This is a genomic window from Streptomyces filipinensis (assembly GCF_014649495.1).
In the GTDB taxonomy this organism is placed as follows: Bacteria; Actinomycetota; Actinomycetes; order Streptomycetales; family Streptomycetaceae; genus Streptomyces; species Streptomyces filipinensis.
Map to the genome: position 1 here is coordinate 216,844 of NZ_BMTD01000014.1, position 21,553 is coordinate 238,396.

The window sequence follows — 21,553 nt, forward strand, 5'->3', positions numbered from 1 at the left end:
GGGTGGGCCCCTGCCGCCGCTCCACGATCCCCCCTCGGTTCCCCCACCTCTAGGGTTATCCAACGGCCCCCGCCTATTCACCCGTCCGGGCAGGCGCTCGGAGTGAACCGGGGGAGCGGAAGGGGGCGCTTTCGCCACGCGATCTGTCCCGTCGATCACCGCGCGCCTACCGTCGGGACACAGGGCACGCGGGTACGGGCGGAGGTACGGCCATGGCGGGACGGGGCCCGCGCACCGGCAGCGGTCGCGGGGCGACGGTGGACGGTACGGGGGAACCGGCGTACGGCTTCCCACGGGACCCTCGGGACCGCGGGGACGCCGGGGGCGCCGCCGCCCCTGCCGCCGACGCCGGCTGCACCACCGGCACAGCCGGCACCGGCTACACCACCGGTGCCACGGGCTTCGGCCTCACCGGCGCCGATGACACCGCGGGTAGGGGCGGCATCGGCGCCGATGACACCACGGGGATCGGCGGTATCGGCCCGACGGGCACCACGTACACCGGCGGTATCGGCCCGACGGGCACCACGTACACCGGCGGCACCGGCCCGACGGGCACCACGTACACCACGGGCACCAGCGGTATCGGCCCGACCGGGACCGCCTACACCACGGGTACGAGTGGCGTCGGCAGCGCCGCGGGCCTCTGCGCCCCCACGGCCGGTGACAACCCCGCGCGCAGCGACAGCCCCGGCCCCGACCCCTCCCTGGTCCGGATCCGTGACCTCGCCGGACGTCCCCGGGGCGTCGGCTTCCTCGCCGATCACCAGGGCACCCTGCTCACCGGCCACGAGGCCGTCGACGGCCTGCCCCGGCTCGTGCTGCACACAGCGGCCGACCGCTCCTGTGTGGTCGGCGCGGACGCCGTCACCCCGCTGCCCGCACTCGGCCTGGCCCTGATCCGCACCCAGGGCCTGGACGTGGATCCGCTGCCACTGACCGTGCGGGAGCGCATCGACGCCGGAACGTACGTACGGCTCCCGGCGGGCTGCTGGCGCGAGGCGCGGGTGCTGGCCGCGACCGAGGTGACCTACACCGCCACCGACCGCGTCCACCTCCTCCAGGACGCGCTGGAGCTGGCCATCGGCACCGCCGGCCAGGACGCGCTGCGGCCGGGCGGCGGGGCGGCCGGGGGACCGGTGCTCGACGCGAGCACCGGCGCGGTCGTCGGCGTCCTCGGCACCGCCCTGCACTCGCCCCAGCGCGACACGGGCTTCGCGGTGCCGCTACGGCCCGCCGCGGGCCCCCTCGCGGAACTGCTCGCGCGCAACGCGGCCACCGTGCCCGCCTACGGCGCCGACCTCAACCTGGCCGCCCTCCTGCAGCTGACCGCCACCTCGGTCGGCCAGGACGGCCCGCGGGGCTTCCTCCCCGGCGCGCTGGAACCCGTCGAACGCGCCGACGTGGTACGGGAGTTGGCCGCCTTCACGGACGGGGACCGGGCGGTGCTCGGGCTCGTCGGCGCTCCCGGCAGCGGCCGTACGACGGAACTCGCCGCCCTCGCCGCGCGGCGAGGGCGCGGCGAGCGCGCCGCCCCGACGCTGTGGCTGCGCGGAGCCGATCTGGAGGACGCCGACGACTGCGTGGCCGACGCGGCCCGGCGCGCCCTGGACCGGGCCGCCCGGATCGTCGCCGCCGCCCGCTCGGTCCCTCCCGCCGACCTGGGCGACCTCGGCCCCGAGCAGCTGGCCCGCCTCGCCGCACGGGTAGGCCGCCCGCTCCTGCTGCTCCTCGACGGCCCCGAGGAGATGCCCCCCGTCCTCGCCCACCGGCTGCCCGAGTGGACCAGGGGAACGGCCGCCTGGCTGCGCGCGACCGGGGCCCGGCTGGTGGTGGCCTGCCGGGAGGAGTACTGGCAGCGGGCCGGGGCGGAATTCCCCGCCGACCTGCTGCACACTCCGCCACCCCCGACCGCTTCCCCGGCCCCGGCCACCGGGACGGCTTCCGTGCGGATCCCTTCGACAGACCCGCAGCGCCGCGGAGCTCCCACCACCCCGCCTGGTGCTACGCCCGGCACGACCCCAGCCGACCAGGCCGCTTGGGCGGCTCCCACGGTTCCCGCGGTTCCCGCGGATCTCGTCCCTTCGCCCGGGTCCGGGGTTCCTGGGATCCCGTCCGCGCTGGCTGGACCGGCGGGTTCGGATGTGTCGACCGGGTCTGAGGGATCCGGGCGCCTGTTCGTGCCGGCTGGTTCGGCGGATTCTGGGGTTTCGGCCGGGTCCGGGACTTCCGGGGTTTCCGGCGTCCCCGCGGGGCCGGCGGCCGGCGCGGCTCCGGGCCACCAGGTCGGTTCCGCGACAGCCGGGGAACCCGCCGCCCCGCGTGGTTTCGCGGCCCCCGTTGCGCCCGCCGCCTCCGCCGTGCCCGCCGCCCCCTTCGCCATGCCCGCCCCCACTGCGCCCGCGGTCCCCTTCGCCACGCCCGCGCCCGCCGCCCCATTCGTCACGCCCACCCCCGCTGTGCCCGCCGCCCCGGGTGCCCTCTTCGCCACGCCCGGAGCGCCCGCCCGGACCGAACCGCCGGCTCTCCTCCCGCCCTGCGTCCGTCTCCCCGATCTCACGGTGGACGAGGCGCGTCTCGCGCGGGCCCGCTACTGGATCCCGGACGGTGTCCTCGTCGGCCGTGAGGCCCGGCATCCGCTGACCCTCCGCCTGCTGTCCGAGGTCCGCGCCGCCGCGCCGGACATGCCGGTCGCCGGGCCCGTCGACCGGCACGAGGTGTTCGCGGCGTACCTGGACCTGATGTGCCTGCGGATCGCGGTCCGGCTCGCCGCCGGGAGCGGTCTGCGCGGCACGGCCGTACGCCGGCTCGCCGCACGCGTCGCCGGCCAGGTGCACGAGGCCGCCAGGCGCAGCCTCGGACCCGGGCAGGGCGAGCTGGACCGGGAGTCCTTCGAAGAGGTGTTCCCCTGGGGGATCGCCCCGGCCCGGCTCGGCGGCGGCACCGGCTGGGCGTCCGCCGTGCTCACCGAGGGCCTGCTCGTCCCGGCCGGCGGCGGCTACCGCTTCGCGCACGAGGAGCTGGCCGACTGGATCCAGGGCATGCACCTCGACCTCGACGAGGCCCTGCACGCCCTGGTGCACCGCACCCGAACACCGGGCGAACCCCGGCCCGTGCCCGTGCCGCACCACCGTGTCGGCCCCGTCGTGCAGGCCCTGCTGCTCCTCGCCCGGCAGCACGGGGACCATCAACTCGCCGGCAAACTGCGGGACTTGATGGAAGCCCTTGACCGGGACCCCGGCTCCTGGTGGGCCGCCCGGCTGCTCGCCCGCACCCTGCTCCAGGTCCCGGACGCGACGCCGTACACCGAGGAGCTGCGGCTGCTCGCCGACCGCATCGTCGGCTGGCGCCGCGCCCAGCGGCCCGTACCGGCCGAGTTCGGCCCCGCCTTCTGGACCGAGCTGCCGGTCCCCGACACCGAGCGGCTCGACCTGCTGCGCCGGCTCGTGCTGGCCGACCAGGCACCCCCGGAGGCCGGCGAGCGCTACCTGGACGCCGTCGCCCGGCTGCTCGCCGCCGCGCCCGCCGTCGTACAGCCGGGCCTGACGCGCTGGTTCGACGACGAACGGTCACTGCCCGCGACCCCGCACGCCACCGTCGCGACCGCGGCACAGGCCCTGCTGCACACCCACCGGCACGGCGCGCTGGACGACCTCACCGAGATCCTGGTGGCGAGCGCCCACCGGCGCGCCGACGAACTGCTCGCCACCCTCGCCGAGGACGAGCCGTCAGCCGTCTGCCGGGCCGTCGACCGCTGGGCGCACGACGAGCGCCCCGCCCGGCGGGTCGCGGCCGTGGCCTTCGGGCTGCGCGCCGCCCCGCACGTCCGCTCGGCGGCCGACCGCGAACTGCTGCGCTACGCCGCCCTCGCCCTGCTCGCCCGCCCCGCCGACTGCACCCTGCACGGCGGCGCCCTCGCCCTGCTGGTCCGCGACCCGCACAGCCGTGACCGGCACCTCGCCGAGGCCCTGCGGCACTTCACCGACGGCGACCCGCAGTTCCCGCCGAGTGCCCTGGCCCCCGCCCTGAACACCCACCGCGAACAGGTCCTGGAGGCCTTCCGCGCCCGGCTGCGCGGCCCGCACCCGGACGAGGCGCTGGGCACCCTCACCGACGTCACCACCCCAGCCCTCGCCCGCCTCGTCCCGGGCCTGCTCCGGGAGGCGGTACGGCTGCACCCGGAGACCGCCGGGCGCATCGCCGCCCACGTCGACCGCCGCCTGGCCCAGGGCCCCACCAACCGCCCGGTCCTGCTGCCCCTGGTCACCGGCCTGCTCGACGAGGCCCCCGAACAGCTCCGCGCGGCCCTCGCCACCGTCCTGGCCGCCCCCGCCACCCCTGCCTCCCGCCCCCTGCGCCGCGAGCTGCTTGAGTTCCTGCTCGCCCGGGAACAGCACCCGTACGTGCTGGACGCCGTCCTGCGCACGGCGGCGGAGCACGGCGACGGCCGGGCGGAGGAGGAGGCCCGCGGGCTCGTCCACCGCACCGGCCTGCTCCTCGTCCGCACCCCCGAGGGCGCCACCCACTTCGACCGCGCCCTGGTCGACCTGGGCCGGCACGTGCCCGGCTTCGCCGCCCGGATGGCCCGCTGGCTGGCCGCCACCCCCGGGGACTGGGCCGCCGTCGTGGGCCCGAGCACCCGCCGCATGCTGGAGAACCTGGCGGGCATACGCGTACCGGCGTGAGCGGCCCCGGCGGGCAACGGCGAACGTGCGCCCGGTCACAGCCCCGACACCGATGCGGGCCCGGGGCACCCGGCATGGCACCCTTAGACCTGCACAGAGGTCAAGGTAGACACGGACACGGGTTCGAGGAGCGGTCACAGTGCAGCGCTGGCGTGGCTTGGAGGACATCCCCCAGGACTGGGGGCGCAGCGTCGTCACCATCGGTTCCTACGACGGCGTCCACCGCGGCCACCAGCTGATCATCCAGCACGCCGTCGACCGCGCCCGCGAGCTGGGCGTCCCGGCCGTCGTCGTCACCTTCGACCCGCACCCCAGCGAGGTCGTCCGCCCCGGCAGCCACCCGCCGCTGCTCGCCCCGCACCACCGCCGTGCCGAGCTGATGGCGGACCTCGGCGTGGACGCGGTCCTCATCCTGCCCTTCACCACCGAGTTCTCGAAGCTCTCGCCCGCCGAGTTCGTCGTGAAGGTCCTGGTGGACAAGCTGCACGCGAAGGCGGTCGTGGAGGGCCCGAACTTCCGCTTCGGCCACAAGGCCGCCGGCGACGTCGAGTTCCTCGCCGAGCAGGGCAAGGTCTACGACTTCGAGGTCGAGGTCGTCGACCTGTACGTCACCGGCGCGGCGGGCGGGGGCGAGCCGTTCTCCTCGACGATGACGCGCCGCCTGGTCGCCGAGGGCGATGTCGAGGGCGCCCGCGAGATCCTGGGACGCCCGCACCGCGTGGAGGGCGTGGTCGTGCGCGGCGCCCAGCGCGGCCGCGAACTGGGCTTCCCGACGGCCAACGTGGAGACGCTCCCGCACACCGCGATCCCCGCCGACGGCGTCTACGCCGGCTATCTCCACGTCCAGGGCGAGGCCATGCCGGCCGCGATCTCCGTGGGCACCAACCCGCAGTTCGACGGTACCGAGCGCACGGTGGAGGCGTACGCCATCGACCGTGTCGGCCTCGACCTGTACGGCCTGCACGTCGCCGTCGACTTCCTCTCCTATGTGCGCGTCCAGGCGAAGTTCGAGTCGCTGGAGGCTCTGCTGGAGCAGATGGCCGCGGACGTGAAGAGGTGCCGGGAGATCATCGCCGCCGAGGCGTAGAGCAGGCTTTCCCAGGGCTTTTCGCGCGACGAAAGGGCGGCCGGTGCGAAGAACGCACCGGCCGCCCTTTGTCCTGCCGTGCTACTGCTGGGGCGGCTGCTGCCCCTGCGGAGGCTGCGGGTAGCCCTGCTGCGGCGGGTACGGCTGCCCCGGGGCCTGCGGGTAGGGCTGCTGCGCCTGCGGCGGCTGTGCCTGCTGCGGGTAGGGCTGCTGCGGCCCGGTGTACGGCTCCTGACCGGGAGCCTGCGGGTACGGCTGTCCCGGCATCGGCTGTCCCGGCATCGGCTGTCCCGGCATCGGCTGTCCCGGCATCGGCTGTCCCGGCATCGGCTGTCCCGGCATCGGCTGTCCCGGCATGGGCGGCGCGGCCACCGGCGGCGGGTTGCCGTCGCTGGTCCACAGCCCCTGCGACTGCTGGTGCCGTACGAAGTCCTCGGCGACCAGCGCGGCGAGGTTGAAGTACGCCTCGCGGGTCCGCGGCCGCATCATGTCGAGGTCGACCTCGGCACCGGCGGCCAGGTGCTCGTCGAAGGGCACGACCACGACCCCGCGGGTGCGCGTCTCGAAGTGCGTCACGATGTCCTCGACCTTGATCATCTTGCCGGTCTCACGGACACCGGAGATCACCGTGAGGGACCGGGAGACCAGGTCGGCGTACCCGTGCGCGGACAGCCAGTCCAGCGTCGTGCTGGCGCTGCTCGCACCGTCGACGGACGGCGTGGAGATGATGATGAGCTGGTCGGCGAGGTCGAGCACCCCGCGCATGGCGCTGTACAGCAGGCCCGTGCCGGAGTCGGTCAGGATGACCGGGTACTGACGGCCGAGCACGTCGATCGCGCGCCGGTAGTCCTCGTCGTTGAACGTCGTCGAGACGGCCGGGTCCACGTCGTTGGCGATGATCTCCAGACCGGAGGCCGCCTGCGAGGTGAACCGCCGGATGTCCATGTACGAGTTCAGGTAGGGGATCGCCTGGACGAGGTCACGGATGGTCGCCCCCGTCTCCCGGCGCACCCGCCGGCCGAGCGTGCCGGCGTCCGGGTTCGCGTCGATCGCCAGGATCTTGTCCTGCCGCTCGGTGGCGAGGGTGGAGCCGAGCGCGGTGGTCGTGGTCGTCTTTCCCACGCCGCCCTTGAGGCTGATGACCGCTATCCGGTAGCAGGAGAGCACCGGTGTGCGGATCAGCTCCAGCTTGCGCTGCCGCTCGGCCTCCTCCTTCTTGCCACCGATCTTGAACCGGCCGCCCGCCGCCGGGCGCCCGCTCTTCGGCTTCTGCTTCCTGTTGTTGAGCAGTCGGTCCGAGGACAGTTCCACGGCGGCGGTGTAACCGAGCGGTGCCGCACCGGGGTTGGTCGGCTGCCGGTGGTCGTGCTGGAGGGGCTGCGGCCAGCCGGTACCGGACCGCGGATCGACCGGCGCCTGCGGGAATCCGTAACCGCCGGGCTGCGCCTGCGCGTTCGGGTCCGGCTGGGGGAACCCGTAGCCGCCGGCCTGGGGCTGGGGCTGGGGCTGGGCGTTGGGGGTGCCTGGTTGCGGGAAGCCGTAGCCGGCTTGCGGGGTGGGGGTGTTGGGGTTCGCCTGGGGTGCCGGTGGCTCACCGCCGGGCTGGACCTGCGCGTTGGGGTTCGGCTGGGGGGCCTGGGGGAACCCGTAGCCGCCGGGCTGCGGCTGGGGCTGGGCGTTGGGGGTGCCCGGCTGGGGGAAGCCGTAGCCGGCCGACGCGGGGGGCCCGGCGGGGTTCGGCTGCGGGGCCGGTCCCGCGGTCGGCTGACCCGGCTGCGGCGGTGCCGTGGGTGCGCCTGGCTGACCCGGCTGGGCGGCCTGGTCCCAGGCGGCGGGTGCGGGCTGCGGGGCCTGCGGCTGGAACGGCGGCTGCTGTCCGGGCACACCACCCGGTCCCTGCGCGACCGCCGGCTGCGGCTGTCCCGGCATCGGACCGGGCTGCTGCACCGGCCACTGGGCCGCCGGAGTGGGCGCCGCGGGCTGGTAGGAGGGCGGCAGCGGCGGCACACCGGCCTGCGGCGCGGGCGGAGGCGTCCAGGCGGGCTGGGCGTCCTGCGGAGCGGGCGGCACGACGGCCTGGGGCGCGCCGGGCTGCGGGGCGCTGTGGACCTGGCTGCCCTGGGGCTGGGCACCGCTCTCCGGCGTGCCCGGCTGCGGCGCGGTGTGGGGCTGGGCGCCGTGCGCGGGCGCGCCCGGCTGCGGAGCGGCGTCCTGGGCGGTGGCGTCCGCCGTCACGACGTCCTGGACCGCGGCGTCCTGGCCCGAGGCCTCCGGGGCTGCGGCGTTCGGCGTCAGGGTGTCCGGGGCTGCGGCGTCCGCGGCCACGGCGTCCCGGGCTGCGGCGTCCGCAGCCACGGCGTCCTGGGCCGAGGCGTCCGCTGTCACGGCGTCCCGCGCTGCGGCGTCCGCCGTCAGGGTGTCCTGGGCCGCGGCCTCCGGCCTTACGGCGTCTTGGGTCGAGGCGTCCGTTGTCGCGGCGTCCCGGGCTGCGGCATCCGCCGCCACGGCGTCCTGGGCCGAGGCGTCCGCCGGCACAGCGTCCTGGACCGCGGCATCCGCCGCCACGGCGTCTTGGGCCGAGGCGTCCGCGGCCACGGCGTCCTGGACCGCGGCGTCCTCGGCCATGGCGTCGGACCGGGCGGCGGTGGCCTCGGCGCCATCGGCTTCAAGGCCGTCGGACGGGGCGTCGACGGCGGAACCCGCCCGGGCGCCGTCCGCGGCCCCGGCGCTGCCCTCGGGCTCGCCGTCCCCGTGCTCCTCATTCCCCTCGGCGTCCCCGGGGGCCTCGCAGGCCGCGGCAGCCGGCCCGGGGGTGTCCTCCTTGACGACTCCGTCGCCGGACTCCTCGGCCGCCGGCTCCTCGGCGCCCCGCGGTGCGGCCGCAGCCTCCTCGGCGACGGCCGACGTGGCCTCCCCGCCGGCCTCGGCCGTACCCGAACCCTCGGCGGCGCCCTCGTCACCGGACCCGGCCTGCTGCGCGGCGGCCGCCGCGCGCTCGGCGATCTCGGCCATCTCGCGCTTCAGTGCCACGGCGGAGAAGCGCATGGTGGCCCCACTCTCCAGGTCCCCGTTGCTCGGCTGCGGCTCGACCGCCCCGGCCTCCGGCTGGGCCGGCGGAGCCGACTGGACAGGCTGCGGCTGCTGCAGCTCGAAGCCGTCCGGCAACTGCGGCACGGGGGCGGGATGACCCACGGGCGGGGCGTAGGGCGTGGCGTGCGGCGGCGGAGGCGGCGCGTACGGGGTCCCCTGTGGAGGCGGGTAAGCAGCGCCTTGCGCAGGCGGATAGGGGGCGCCCTGCGCAGGCGGATAGGGGGCGCCCTGCGGAGGCGGATAGGGGGCGCCCTGCGCGGGCGGGTACGGCGTTCCCTGCGGCGGGGGGCCGGAGGGATGTGCGGTGGGCGGTGGCGGGGTCGGCCCGGGGGCCGGTGTGTTCGAGGGGAACGACGGCACCGCGGAGGCGGCGGGCGCGCCCGCGTCGGCGGAGCTGTCGGCCCCGCCGAAACCGCCCGCACCGGCCGGACCTTCGCCCGTACCGGCGGCTCCGGGCGCGCCGGACGCGTTCTGCGTGTACCAGGCGGGGGGAGCGTAGTCGATGGTGAACTCACCGGTGGTCTCGACGGCCTCCGCGTCGGGCTGGTCATCGCCGGGCGTGGCCCAGCCCCCGCGCATCCCGTCCCGATCGCTGCTCACAGTTCCTCCTGATGTGGTCGAGCACCCTCATGCCGTGCCGGGGCGACCATGTCGTGTCGTTCCGAGTCGTCCGTAGTCGTTGGGGCAGTCCGATCCGGCGATCGTGCCCCTGGGACACCGACGCCCGGTCCACGGGTCGTGTCATCGCGCCCGCTCCCAGCCTAATCACCGTGAGCCGTACCTCGGCAGGCCCGCCCGCCCCTGGGGGCGCGGGCAGCGCGAACAAAAGGGACACTGCGGGCAGTTCATCCCATCCGTCGCGGTGTGCTCGGCAATCCCATCCCGGCATCGGCCGGTTGGGTCGTCATCGCCGGTGGAACGCCGGGGACGGCCGCTGCGCCTGGAGCGGCGTCCGCCTCGCGGACAGCGCGCGATAGGGTCGTCGGCGCCGAACAGCCGGTCACCCCGGCCCAACTGAACACGAGCGAGGACGTACACAGGCATGGAGCCAGCGACCGGCCGACGCGGCAGAGGTGTTGCCCTCCTGAGGGGGCGCGGTATGAGACGTCTGGCAGCGATGTGTTCGGCGCTGGGCACCCTGGTCATCGTGTCGGCCGGGCCGGCTCCCGGAGCGCCCGCAGAGGGCATTCGGTCGAAGCAGTGGTACCTGAACGCCATGCGTGCCGATGAGATGTGGAAACACAGCACCGGCAAGGGGGTGGAGGTCGCCGTCGTCGACTCGGGCGTGAATCCGAAGACCCCGTCCCTCAAGGGGCAGGTGCTGACCGGCCAGGTGCCGAAGTCCGTCGCGTACGAGGCGACCGAGGACCATGCCGGTCATGGCACGGGCATGGCCGAGCTCATCGCCGGCACGGGAGCGGGCGGCGGCGTCAAGGGGCTGGCACCGGGAGCGAAGATCCTTCCCCTTCACATCCCGTACACCACGGACCGCAAGGACGAAGACAAGCTGGCGAGCCTCGCCGACGCGATCCGGGCCGCCGCCGACAGTGACGCGAAGGTCATCAACATGTCTCTCGCCAGTCCGTATTCGTCCTCCGAGGAGGAAGACGCCGTCAAGTACGCAGCGTCCAAGGGGAAGCTGATGTTCGCCGCGATCGGTAACGGCGGAGAAAAGGGAAAGGCCTCGTATCCGGCCGTCTACCCGTACGTCGTCGGCGTCTCCGCCAGCGACAGCACCGGAACGGTGGGCAAGTTCTCCACGAAGAGCGACTACGTGGACTTCGCGGCCCCCGGCGTCCACATCCCCCTCTGGTGCGACGGCACGTTCACCCGGTACTGCGACACCGACGGCACCAGCCCCGCCACCGCCATCGCCTCCGCCTGCGCGGCCCTGGTCTGGTCGGTGCACCCCGACTGGACGGCCAACCAGGTCCTTCGGACACTCCTCGACACCGCGGGCCGGTCCTGGCCCAAGGACAGGCCCAGCACGTACCTCGGCTACGGCATCATCCGCCCGCGCCGCGTGCTGACGGACCAGAACATCGATCCGGGCCCGGCCGACCGGGATCCCCTGTACGCCGAGAACGGAACGGGCGCCGACGAGGACGTCATGGCCACCCCGAGCCTGTCGGTCGCGCCGTCCCCCGGCCGGCCCGCACAGGACGCCGGTTCCTCCGGTGGCCCCGGCCCGGCCGCCGCGAAGGACTCCGGCTCCGGGGGCGACACGACGACCTGGATGGTCATCGGTGCCGTCGCGGCCGTACTGGTCGTCGCAGGCGCCGGTTTCGGCGTGCTGCGGGCGCGCCGTAACCCCTGATCGGTCGAGGTCCGGAAGGTTCCCGCCATGTGGGAGGGTGAGGCCCACGACGTGAACCGCCGGCGGCAAAGCGGAAGAAACAGGATAGGAAATGCAGGTCACAGGGGGCGGCACGGGTGTGGCCGCCGGGGAAGAACCGGGCGCGGCCGCCAAGGCACGGCGGCGCGTGGGCCCGTACACGCTCATCACCGCGCTGGACGATCCGCGTACCGGACTGCCCGTCCCCGAGCGGCGCCACATCGCCCGCAGCGCCGACGGCCGGCACACCGTCCTGCTGTCGCTCCCGCGGCCGGGAGCCGACGCCGGGCGCTTCCTGGCCGAAGCGGACGGCTCCCGTTATCTGCTCGGGCCCTGTGCCGCCCCGGCCACGGCCCTCGCCGGTCCGGGGGAGCCCGCCTGGTACTCCTGGCCCTACCAGCCCGTCCTGCCGTTGCCGACCGCCCTCGCCGTACACGGCGGTCCGCTGCCCGAGCGGACGGTACGCGCGCTGGGCGTGGCCCTCGCCGAGACGCTCGCCGTCCTGCACGGCCAGGGGCTGGCCTTCGCCGGCGTGTCACCGGCGGCCGTACTCCTCGCCGCCGACCGGCCCCGTCTCTCCTGCTTCGGCGCCGTGCGCGCGGCGGCGCCGGACGGTACCCCGCGCTCGGGACTCCCGGGACTGGAAGCGGGCAGTCTCCCGCCGGAACAGGCCTCCGGCGGGCGTCCGCGCCCCCTCGGGGACGTCTACGCCCTCGGGGCGACGCTCGCCTACGCGGCCACCGGCCACACGACGCCCGAACGCGACGAACTGCCGGCCGCGTTCCGCACGGTCGTCGCCCGGTGCCTCTCCCGTGACCCGAGTACCCGCCCGCAACTGGCCGAGCTGATCGACGCGTTGTCCATCGGTGCCGGTACCGATGCCGGCGCCGGCGCCGACAACCGCGCCGCCACCCTGCTCACCCCCGGCTGGCTCCCCGGCCGCGTGATCGCCGCCCTCGCCCATCAGTCGGCGGCCGTCCTCACCGCGGAGATCCCCGTCGAGGCACCGCCCGCACCGTCCGCCGACCCCGGCACCAGTCCCGTCTCCCGCCCGCACCCGAACTGAACGACGGCCATGCCCTCCCCTCTCATACACGACGACCCCCACGCGTTCGGCCCGTACCGCCCGATCGCCCGCCTCGGCAGCGGCGGCATGGGCACCGTCTACCTCGCCCGTACGGCGGGCGGCCGTACCGTCGCACTGAAGACGATGCACGCCCGCATCGCCTCCGACCCCGCGTTCCGCACCCGGTTCCGGCTGGAGACCGACGCGGCCCGGGTCGTGGGGGAACGGTTCGGCGCCGGCGTGGTGGACGCGGATCCGCGGGCCGAGACCCCGTGGTTCGCCACCGAGTACGTGCTCGGACCGCCCCTCGACGAGGCCGTGCAGCTCTGCGGTCCGCTGCCCGAGACGTCCGTACGGGCGCTCGGGGCGGCGCTGTGCGGGGCGCTCGGGCAGTTGCACGCGTCCGACGTCGTCCACCGCGACCTCAAGCCCTCCAACGTCCTCATCACCGCGTACGGGCCCAAGGTCATCGACTTCGGCATCGCCCGCGCGGCCGGGGACGACCACCTCACGCGGGTCGGGGTCGCGGTCGGCACCCCCGCCTTCATGTCGCCGGAGCAGGCGAGCGGGCAGGAGCACACGGCCGCCGGTGACGTCTTCGCGCTCGCCGGGCTGCTCGTCTTCGCCGCCACCGGGCGTCCGCCCTTCGGGCACGGTCAGGCGGCGGACCTGCTGTACCGGGTGCAGTACACCGAACCCGACCTGAACGGTGTTCCCGAAAGCCTGCTGCCGCTGCTCGCGCAGTGCCTGGACAAGAATCCCTTCCGGCGCCCCACGACCGGATGGCTCGCCTCCCGACTGCACGACGGCGGCGGCGAGTTCGCCGACCACCTGCCGGACGTGCTGCTGGCCGACATCGCCCGGCGCGCGACCGAGGTCTGGCAGGTCATGCCACAGCGCCTGCCCGCTCCCGCCGAGGACCCGGACCCGGGGGCGCCGCCGGCCCCCGCGCGGTGGTCCCGCCGGCGGCTGCTGCTCACCGGCGCGGGCACCACGCTGGCCGTCGCCGCCACCGGGACGGCCGGGGCCTGGGCCTGGAGCCGGTGGGGCGGCGGCCCGCACACCCAGCCCGCCCCCGCGCCCAGCAACAGCCTGCTGCCGAAGAAACAGCTGGACTCCCGCTGGCAGATCCAGGTCGCCGACCCGGAGACGTACCTCTCCGTGGACGGCCTGGAGTACCTGCCCGCCCAGTTGCACTCCGTGGCCAACCTGGTGGTGCTGGTCGCCGGGGACAGCCTGAACGGTGTCAGCGCGCAGACCGGCAAGATCTCCTGGAAGTCGGACGACACGGTGTACACCTGGCAGGTCGCCTCCGAGAGCGACCGCGTCATCCTGGTCACCGAGGTGGACGACGGCTACATCGGATCCAGCGTCGAGGACGACGCTTCCCACGCCAACCCGCTGGCCCTGGCCTCGTTCGACATCCTCAGCGGCACGGCGGAGAAGCCCTTCGTGCAGTTCTCCGACCTCAACGCCCTGCCGGAGAACCAGGCGCTGTGCATCGCGGACGGCGTGCTCTACCTGGTCGCCGGCCGCGGCGAGTTCTCCCAGGGCTTCCTGTCCTCCCAGTCCTGGTACGTGCTCGCGGTGGACATCGGCACGGGAAAGCGGCTGTGGACGGCACCGCTGCCCAAGAGGCGCCAGGACTCCTCGCAGTTGTACTTCCTCGCCGCCTCGGTCGTCGGGAACCGTCTCGTGGCGCTCCAGGAAGCCGACGACGGCAGCGTGCACGCCGTCGTACGCGACACCCGTACGGGCACGGTCCGCTGGGACCGCAAGCTCGACGGGGTCGCTCCGGACCAGGTACGGCAGCCTCTCGTCACCGACGCGCAGCACCTGTACGTGGGAGCCGGCCCGCTCCGGGCCCTGCGGCTCGGCGACGGCGGGGTCGCCTGGGACTCCAAGTCCGCACGGCCGGGCCGCACCTACGGCCTTCCGGCGCTCGGGAAAGGCTCCTTGTACGCCGTCGAGAAGGGACTCGGGCTCGTCGCGTTCGACCCGGCGACCGGGCGCGTCAAGTGGCAGGAGAAGGGCGCACAGGGCGCGAAAGCGGACCTGAAGACCGCCCCGGTCGTCGGCCCCGACTACGCGTACACCAAGCGAGGGGGGCGGTTGTGGGCCATCGACCTGTCCTCCCACGCGCCCGACCACTCCTACCGGACCACCGGCGACCGCTTCATGATCCACGAGAAGGCCGGGGAGATCATCGCGCTGGGCGGTCACTTCCTCGCGGCCTTCCCGCTGCGATGAGCCGACCGGCGCGGACGAGCCGACCGGTGCAGACGAGAGAGAGCGACAAGCGATGAGACCCCTGGGGACCGGCGACCCGATCCGGCTCGGCCCGTACCGGCTGCTCGGTGTGCTGGGTGAGGGCGGCATGGGCAAGGTGTACGTGGGGCAGGACCACGCGGGCACCGTCGCCGCCGTGAAGGTGCTCCGGCCGGAGCTCGCCCATGACACCGGCCTCGCCCAGCGGTTCGTACGCGAGGCGCTGGCGGCCCAGGCCGTGCGCAGCCCCGGGGTGGCGGCGGTCCTCGGCGCGCAGACCGAGGGCGGACGGCCGTGGATCGCCACCGAGTTCCTCGCCGGACCGACACTGGACCAGGTCGTGGACCGGCTCGGGCCGCTGGACGACACGGCACTGCGCGCTCTGGCCGCGTCGGTCGCCCGCACCCTGCGGGACATCCATGCCGCCGGCTTCGTCCACCGCGACCTCAAGCCGCCGAACATCGTGCTCACCTCGGACGGCCCGAGGGTCATCGACTTCGGTATCGCACGGCCCGAGCACGGTCTGACGCTCACCACCACCGGGCAGATCCCGGTCACTCCGGGGTACGGCGCCCCCGAGCAGGTGCTCGGCCGGCGCGTCACCCCGGCTGCCGACGTCTTCTCCCTCGGTGCCGTACTCGTGTACGCGGCCACGGGGCACCGGGCGTTCGAAGGCGCGCACGTGGCCGCCGTCCAGTACGAGGTCGTCCATGGCGAACCGCTCTGGCACGGCCTCTCACCCGAGCAGCACGCCCTGATCGCCCCGTGTCTCGCCAGGGAAGCGGCCGGGCGGCCCACGCCCGAGCAGGTCGCCGGCGCCTTCGCTCCGCCCAGGAAGTCCGGCACGGCGTGGACGCGCGGGCCGGTGGCGGACGCGATCAGGGAGCGGGAGCGTGAGGTACGCGAACTGACCGCACCGCTGATGACGACACAGACCGGGGCGGGGCCGAGCCGACGGGGACTGCTCACCGGGATCGCGGCCGGCGGCGCGCTGCTCGTGGTGGGCGGCGGCACCGGCTGGTGGCTGCTGCGCGACGGCGGCCAGAGCCGCGCGGACCTGTTCACCATCCCGCCCGCGGTGAAGACACCGGCCGCACGCGTCCTGTCCGCCGACGACGGCGACTACATCGTCGGTGACCAGGTGAAGCCGCTCTGGACGCGCAAAGGGGCCGTCGCGACCGATGCACCGGCCCCCCTGCCCATCCGGGACGTCATCATCGCCGCCACCCCCTCCGGCGGCCTCGCGGCGTTCAACGTCGTCGACGGCAAACGCCGCTGGCAGGCCCCGGACACGCCGATGACGGGCGGCTGCCTCTCGCTCTCCGACCGCCTGCTCGTGGCCGCCGACACGGAAGGCACGCTGCGCACCTACGTCCCGTCCACCGGTGAGCCCAAGTGGACGGCGAAGGCCGACGCCAAGGCGCTGCTGGCCGCCGACGAGGACGCGGTGTACGTGCTGACGAAGGACCACCGGCTGCGCTCGGTGGGCCGCTCCGACGCGCGGATCCGCTGGACCGTGCCGATGGCGCAGCAGTTCAGGACCAGCGTCTACCCCGAGGGCGCCGCCGACAGCGGAACACTGGTCGTGCCGACCACCACCGGACACGCCCTGGCGGTCGACACGAAGACCGGCCGCACCCTGTGGGTGCTGTCCAACCAGGCGAAGAAGAAGCAGCTCGTCCCGGTGGCGCGCGGTGGTGTGGTCTACCTCAACGGCAAGACGCTCACCGCGCGCAGGATGTCGGACGGCAAGGAACTCTGGCACCAGACGGACAGCTACGCGAACCCGCCGGAATACGGTGCCGCCCAGGTCTTCGGTGACTCCGTGTACGTGACCATCGGCGGCATGAGCACCCGGTTCGGCCTCCGCAAGGGCGACGACGAACGGTGGACGGCCTACGAGGCGGGCCAGGGCCCGGTCCTGGTACAGGGCAGCGGCGCGTGGGCGCTCGACGACGACTACAACGGCACCACGGTGCGCGCCTTCAGCCTCAAGGACGGCTCGGAGGTCTGGAACTACAACTTCGCCTCGTTCCTGGGTCTCAAGGTCGCGGTCAAACTGGCGGTCGGCGGCAACCGGGCCTTCGCCACGGCCAACGGCTCACTGATCGCGTTCCCGGTCTTCTGACCACACCGCACGACCGCCGACGGCGGCGGGCCCGGACTCCTCCAGGAGCCCGGGCCCGCCGCCGAAACCGTCATGCGCGCCGTCCCGCGCCACCGTCACGCGCCGCTCACTGCGCCGTGAGCCCCCCATCGCGCTCCGAGGGCTCCAGGTCGAACTCCCCGTCCCGCGCCCCCAGCACGAACGCGCGCCACTCCGCCTCGGTGTAGCGCAGCACGGTGCCGTGGTCGAGTGAGGAACGCATCGCCACGGCCCCGCCCGGCAGGTACGCGATCTCGACCCGCTCCTCGTGCTCCTCCGTGCCGGGCGCGCCCTGCCACTCCACGCCCGAGATGTCGAGCGCGTACAGTTCGTCCCGCTCCCGCTCCTTGCGTGCCCTGAGCTCCGCTTCCGTCTCCGTCATCGTGCCGCGATCCCTTTCCGGCCTGTGTACGGTCCCGGCGCTCACCCTAGTGGCGGACCGGGCCCCGACCGGGTGGTTTCAGAACCGGGGGAAAGACATCGGCCACCTGCTGGTACCCTGTGTGACGGCCGTTTGTGTACGCACCCCCGGAGCCGTCGGCTCTGGTGGCCGCGCCCAGCGGATCCCCGCCTCCCGAGTAACGGAAGCCCCCCGAGACGTAGACCGGGGGCACTCGGTGGCACTCAACAGACTATGAGGAGTGCGCGTGTCGCTCGACGCCGCTACGAAGAAGCAGATCATCGCCGAGTTCGGTACCAAGGAGGGCGACACCGGCTCCCCCGAGGTCCAGGTCGCGATGCTCTCCCGTCGGATCTCCGACCTGACGGAGCACCTCAAGACCCACAAGCACGACCACCACTCCCGCCGTGGCCTGCTGATCCTCGTCGGTCAGCGCCGCCGCCTGCTGCAGTACCTGGCGAAGAAGGACATCCAGCGCTTCCGTACGCTGGTCGACCGCCTCGGCATCCGTCGTGGTGCGGCGGGCGCCAAGTAAGTCGCCGTGAAGGGAGCGGTTCCCGGTAGCACCCGGGGACCGCTCCCTTCGTCGTACGCACGGAAACGTGCGGAGTGTCACTCACGCTTTGTAGTGTGGTAGCACAACGCAATACGCACGACACAGAACGACGTACGGCACAGAACAACGACGTACGACACAGAACGAGGAGAAGCGCACCTCGCCGCCGCCGGTCCTCGGTAGTGGCCCCCGGGGGATGCGAGCCCCGGGTGCTTCGATCGAAGACCGGCCCGCACCAGACGGAGCGCTTCTCCGCCACCGTCCCCCTGCCACACGGGCAGCCAAGGGACGAAAGACGATATGTAACGGAGAAAACGCTAGTGGAGAACGAGACCCACTACGCCGAGGCCGTCATCGACAACGGCCCCTTCGGCACCCGAACCATCCGCTTCGAGACCGGTCGCCTGGCCAAGCAGGCCGCCGGCTCCGCCGTGGCGTACCTGGACGACGACACCATGGTGCTGTCGGCCACCACCGCCTCCAAGAACCCCAAGGACCAGCTCGACTTCTTCCCCCTCACGGTGGACGTCGAGGAGCGGATGTACGCCGCCGGCAAGATCCCCGGCAGCTTCTTCCGCCGTGAGGGCCGGCCCTCCGAGGACGCGATCCTCACCTGCCGCCTGATCGACCGCCCGCTGCGCCCGTCCTTCAAGAAGGGCCTGCGCAACGAGATCCAGGTCGTCGCCACGATCATGGCCCTCAACCCCGATCACCTGTACGACGTCGTCGCGATCAACGCCGCTTCCGCGTCCACGCAGCTGGCCGGCCTGCCCTTCTCCGGCCCGATCGGCGGCGTCCGCGTCGCGCTGATCCACGGCCAGTGGGTCGCCTTCCCGACGCACACCGAGCTTGAGGACGCCGTCTTCGACATGGTCGTCGCGGGCCGCGTCCTGGAGGACGGCGACGTCGCGATCATGATGGTCGAGGCCGAGGCCACCGAGAAGACCATCAAGCTGGTCGAGGGCGGCTCCGAGGCGCCGACCGAGGAGGTCGTCGCCGCCGGTCTGGAGGCCGCGAAGCCCTTCATCAAGGTCCTGTGCCGCGCCCAGGCCGACCTCGCCGCCAAGGCCGCGAAGCCGACCGCCGAGTTCCCGATCTTCCTGGACTACCAGGACGACGTCCTGGAGGCCCTGACCGCCGCCGTCAAGCCGGAGCTGGCCTCCGCGCTGACGATCGCGGGCAAGCAGGAGCGCGAGGCCGAGCTGGACCGCGTCAAGGGTCTGGCCGCCGAGAAGCTCCTCCCGGAGTTCGAGGGCCGCGAGAAGGAGATCTCCGCCGCGTACCGCTCGCTGACCAAGACCCTGGTCCGTGAGCGCGTCATCAAGGAGAAGAAGCGCATCGACGGCCGTGGCGTGACGGACATCCGTACGCTCGCCGCCGAGGTCGAGGCCATCCCGCGGGTGCACGGCTCCGCGGTGTTCGAGCGTGGCGAGACCCAGATCCTGGGCGTCACCACCCTCAACATGCTCCGCATGGAGCAGCAGCTGGACACCCTCTCCCCGGTGACCCGCAAGCGCTACATGCACAACTACAACTTCCCGCCGTACTCCACCGGCGAGACCGGCCGCGTCGGCTCCCCGAAGCGCCGCGAGATCGGCCACGGCGCCCTCGCCGAGCGCGCCCTGGTGCCGGTGCTGCCGACGCGTGAGGAGTTCCCCTACGCGATCCGCCAGGTCTCCGAGGCGCTGAGCTCCAACGGCTCGACGTCCATGGGCTCGGTCTGCGCCTCCACCATGTCGCTGCTGAACGCCGGTGTGCCGCTGAAGGCCCCGGTCGCCGGTATCGCCATGGGCCTGATCTCCCAGGAGATCGAGGGCGAGACGCACTACGTCACCCTCACCGACATCCTCGGTGCCGAGGACGCCTTCGGTGACATGGACTTCAAGGTCGCCGGCACCAAGGAGTTCGTGACCGCCCTCCAGCTCGACACCAAGCTGGACGGCATCCCGGCCTCCGTCCTGGCCGCGGCCCTCAAGCAGGCCCGCGACGCCCGCCTGCACATCCTCGACGTGATGATGGAGGCCATCGACCGCCCCGACGAGATGTCCCCGCACGCCCCGCGGATCATCACCGTCAAGATCCCGGTCGACAAGATCGGCGAGGTCATCGGCCCCAAGGGCAAGATGATCAACCAGATCCAGGAGGACACGGGCGCCGAGATCACCATCGAGGACGACGGCACGATCTACATCGGTGCCGCCGACGGTCCCTCGGCGGAGGCCGCCCGCGCCACGATCAACGGCATCGCCAACCCGACGATGCCCGAGGTCGGCGAGCGCTACCTGGGTACGGTCGTCAAGACCACCACCTTCGGTGCGTTCGTCTCCCTGCTGCCCGGCAAGGACGGTCTGCTGCACATCTCGCAGATCCGCAAGCTCGCCGGCGGCAAGCGCGTGGAGAACGTCGAGGACGTCCTCGGTGTGGGCCAGAAGGTCCAGGTCGAGATCGCCGAGATCGACTCCCGCGGCAAGCTCTCCCTCGTTCCGGTGATCGAGGGCGAGGAAGGCGACGAGACTGCGAAGGACGACGCCGAGCAGTGACGTCCCGTAGCTCCCAGGTGACGGCCCGCCCCTCTTCGGAGGCGCGGGCCGTCGCCCGTACCCAAACCTTGATCAAGGGCCAGAACGGCATCGGCACGGTCCGCAAGACCACCCTCCCGGGCGGCCTGCGCATCGTCACCGAGACCCTGCCCTCGGTCCGCTCCGCGACCTTCGGCATCTGGGCGCACGTCGGCTCCCGCGACGAGACCCCGGCCCTGAACGGCGCCACGCACTACCTGGAGCACCTGCTCTTCAAGGGCACGCGCCGGCGCAGCGCGCTGGACATCTCCGCCGCGATCGACGCCGTCGGCGGCGAGATGAACGCGTTCACGGCCAAGGAGTACACGTGCTACTACGCGCGTGTGCTCGACACCGACCTGCCGCTCGCCATCGACGTCGTCTGCGACATGCTGACCGGCTCGCTCATCCTGGAGCAGGACGTCGACGTCGAGCGCGGTGCGATCCTCGAAGAGATCGCCATGACCGAGGACGACCCGGGCGACTGTGTGCACGACCTGTTCGCGCACACCATGTTCGGCAACAACGCCCTCGGCCGTCCCGTCCTCGGCACCGTCGACACGGTCAACGCCCTCACCGCCGACCGCATCCGCCGCTTCTACCGGAAGCACTACGACCCCACCCACCTCGTGGTCGCCTGCGCCGGCAACATCGACCACACCAAGGTCGTACGACAGGTCCGTGCGGCCTTCGAGAAGGCGGGCGCCCTGCGGACCCCCGACGCGCAGCCCATCGCCCCGCGCGACGGCAGCCGTACGATCCGCACCTCCGGCAAGGTCGAGCTGCTCGGCCGCAAGACCGAGCAGGCGCACGTGGTCCTGGGCATGCCCGGCATCGCCCGCACCGACGACCGCCGCTGGGCCATGGGCGTGCTCAACACCGCCCTCGGCGGCGGCATGTCCTCCCGGCTCTTCCAGGAGGTCCGGGAGAAGCGCGGCCTCGCCTACAGCGTGTACTCCTACACCTCCGGCTTCGCCGACTGCGGCCTGTTCGGCGTGTACGCCGGCTGCCGGCCGAGCCAGGTGCACGACGTGCTGAAGATCTGCCGCGACGAACTCGACCACGTGGCGGCCGACGGCCTCACCGACGACGAGATCGCCCGCGCCATCGGCCAGCTCCAGGGCTCCACCGTCCTCGGCCTGGAGGACACCGGCGCGCTGATGAACCGCATCGGCAAGAGCGAACTGTGCTGGGGCGAGCAGATGTCCGTCGACGACATGCTGAACCGGATAGCGGCGGTCACCCCGGACGACGTCCGCGCGGTCGCCCGCGACATCCTGGGGCAGCGCCCGTCGCTGTCGGTCATCGGCCCGCTGAAGGACAAGCAGGCCGCGCGGCTGCACGACGCCGTCGCCTAATCCC

The 21,553-nt window shown here is 73.5% G+C and carries 11 protein-coding genes; 9 read left to right on the forward strand and 2 right to left on the reverse strand.

Going from position 1 to position 21,553, the window contains the following annotated elements; all coding sequences use genetic code 11:
• Nucleotides 1-212 precede the first annotated feature (212 nt).
• Both IE244_RS28635 and IE244_RS28640 read left to right on the forward strand, forming a co-directional pair.
• Entirely contained in the window at nucleotides 213-4,685 is a 4,473-nt protein-coding gene (locus tag IE244_RS28635) for a hypothetical protein (protein WP_308436297.1), read from the forward strand.
• 139 nt (nucleotides 4,686-4,824) lie between these two features.
• Nucleotides 4,825-5,772 (forward strand): bifunctional riboflavin kinase/FAD synthetase, encoded by a 948-nt coding sequence (locus IE244_RS28640; RefSeq protein ID WP_191876452.1) that lies wholly within the window; start codon nucleotides 4,825-4,827, stop codon nucleotides 5,770-5,772.
• An 81-nt stretch (nucleotides 5,773-5,853) separates the two neighbouring features.
• Here IE244_RS28640 and IE244_RS28645 read toward each other — a convergent pair whose 3' ends face one another.
• Nucleotides 5,854-9,462, reverse strand: a complete 3,609-nt coding sequence (locus IE244_RS28645; RefSeq protein ID WP_191876453.1) for an SCO5717 family growth-regulating ATPase — start codon at nucleotides 9,460-9,462, stop codon at nucleotides 5,854-5,856.
• A 517-nt stretch (nucleotides 9,463-9,979) separates the two neighbouring features.
• On the opposite strand from IE244_RS28645, the gene IE244_RS28650 reads away from it, so the two are divergent.
• The 4 genes from IE244_RS28650 to IE244_RS28665 all read left to right on the forward strand — a co-directional run bounded on the left by IE244_RS28650 (nucleotide 9,980) and on the right by IE244_RS28665 (nucleotide 16,659).
• Entirely contained in the window at nucleotides 9,980-11,179 is a 1,200-nt protein-coding gene (locus tag IE244_RS28650; RefSeq protein ID WP_191876477.1) for a S8 family serine peptidase, read from the forward strand.
• Between the two features lie 91 nt (nucleotides 11,180-11,270).
• Nucleotides 11,271-12,263: a protein kinase family protein gene (locus IE244_RS28655; RefSeq protein ID WP_191876454.1), complete on the forward strand. Its 993-nt coding sequence runs from the start codon at nucleotides 11,271-11,273 to the stop codon at nucleotides 12,261-12,263.
• Nucleotides 12,264-12,272: 9 nt separating this feature from the next.
• Complete coding sequence (locus tag IE244_RS28660; protein ID WP_191876455.1) at nucleotides 12,273-14,513, forward strand: serine/threonine-protein kinase; 2,241 nt, start codon at nucleotides 12,273-12,275, stop codon at nucleotides 14,511-14,513.
• Between the two features lie 52 nt (nucleotides 14,514-14,565).
• Nucleotides 14,566-16,659 (forward strand): serine/threonine-protein kinase, encoded by a 2,094-nt coding sequence (locus IE244_RS28665; protein ID WP_191876456.1) that lies wholly within the window; start codon nucleotides 14,566-14,568, stop codon nucleotides 16,657-16,659.
• 106 nt (nucleotides 16,660-16,765) lie between these two features.
• On the opposite strand, the gene IE244_RS28670 is transcribed toward IE244_RS28665, so the two are convergent.
• Complete coding sequence (locus IE244_RS28670) at nucleotides 16,766-17,059, reverse strand: DUF397 domain-containing protein (protein ID WP_191876457.1); 294 nt, start codon at nucleotides 17,057-17,059, stop codon at nucleotides 16,766-16,768.
• 265 nt (nucleotides 17,060-17,324) lie between these two features.
• Between IE244_RS28670 and rpsO the strand changes: the two genes are divergently transcribed.
• The 3 genes from rpsO to IE244_RS28685 all read left to right on the forward strand — a co-directional run bounded on the left by rpsO (nucleotide 17,325) and on the right by IE244_RS28685 (nucleotide 21,549).
• A complete protein-coding gene (rpsO, locus tag IE244_RS28675) occupies nucleotides 17,325-17,612 on the forward strand; it encodes a 30S ribosomal protein S15 (RefSeq protein WP_030583699.1) in 288 nt (95 codons plus the stop codon).
• A gap of 341 nt (nucleotides 17,613-17,953) precedes the next feature.
• On the forward strand, nucleotides 17,954-20,173 hold the full coding sequence (locus IE244_RS28680; protein WP_191876458.1) for a polyribonucleotide nucleotidyltransferase: 2,220 nt from the start codon (nucleotides 17,954-17,956) through the stop codon (nucleotides 20,171-20,173).
• A complete protein-coding gene (locus IE244_RS28685) occupies nucleotides 20,170-21,549 on the forward strand; it encodes a M16 family metallopeptidase (protein WP_191876459.1) in 1,380 nt (459 codons plus the stop codon). The genes IE244_RS28680 and IE244_RS28685 overlap by 4 nt, the downstream gene beginning before the upstream one ends.
• Nucleotides 21,550-21,553: the final 4 nt, after the last annotated feature.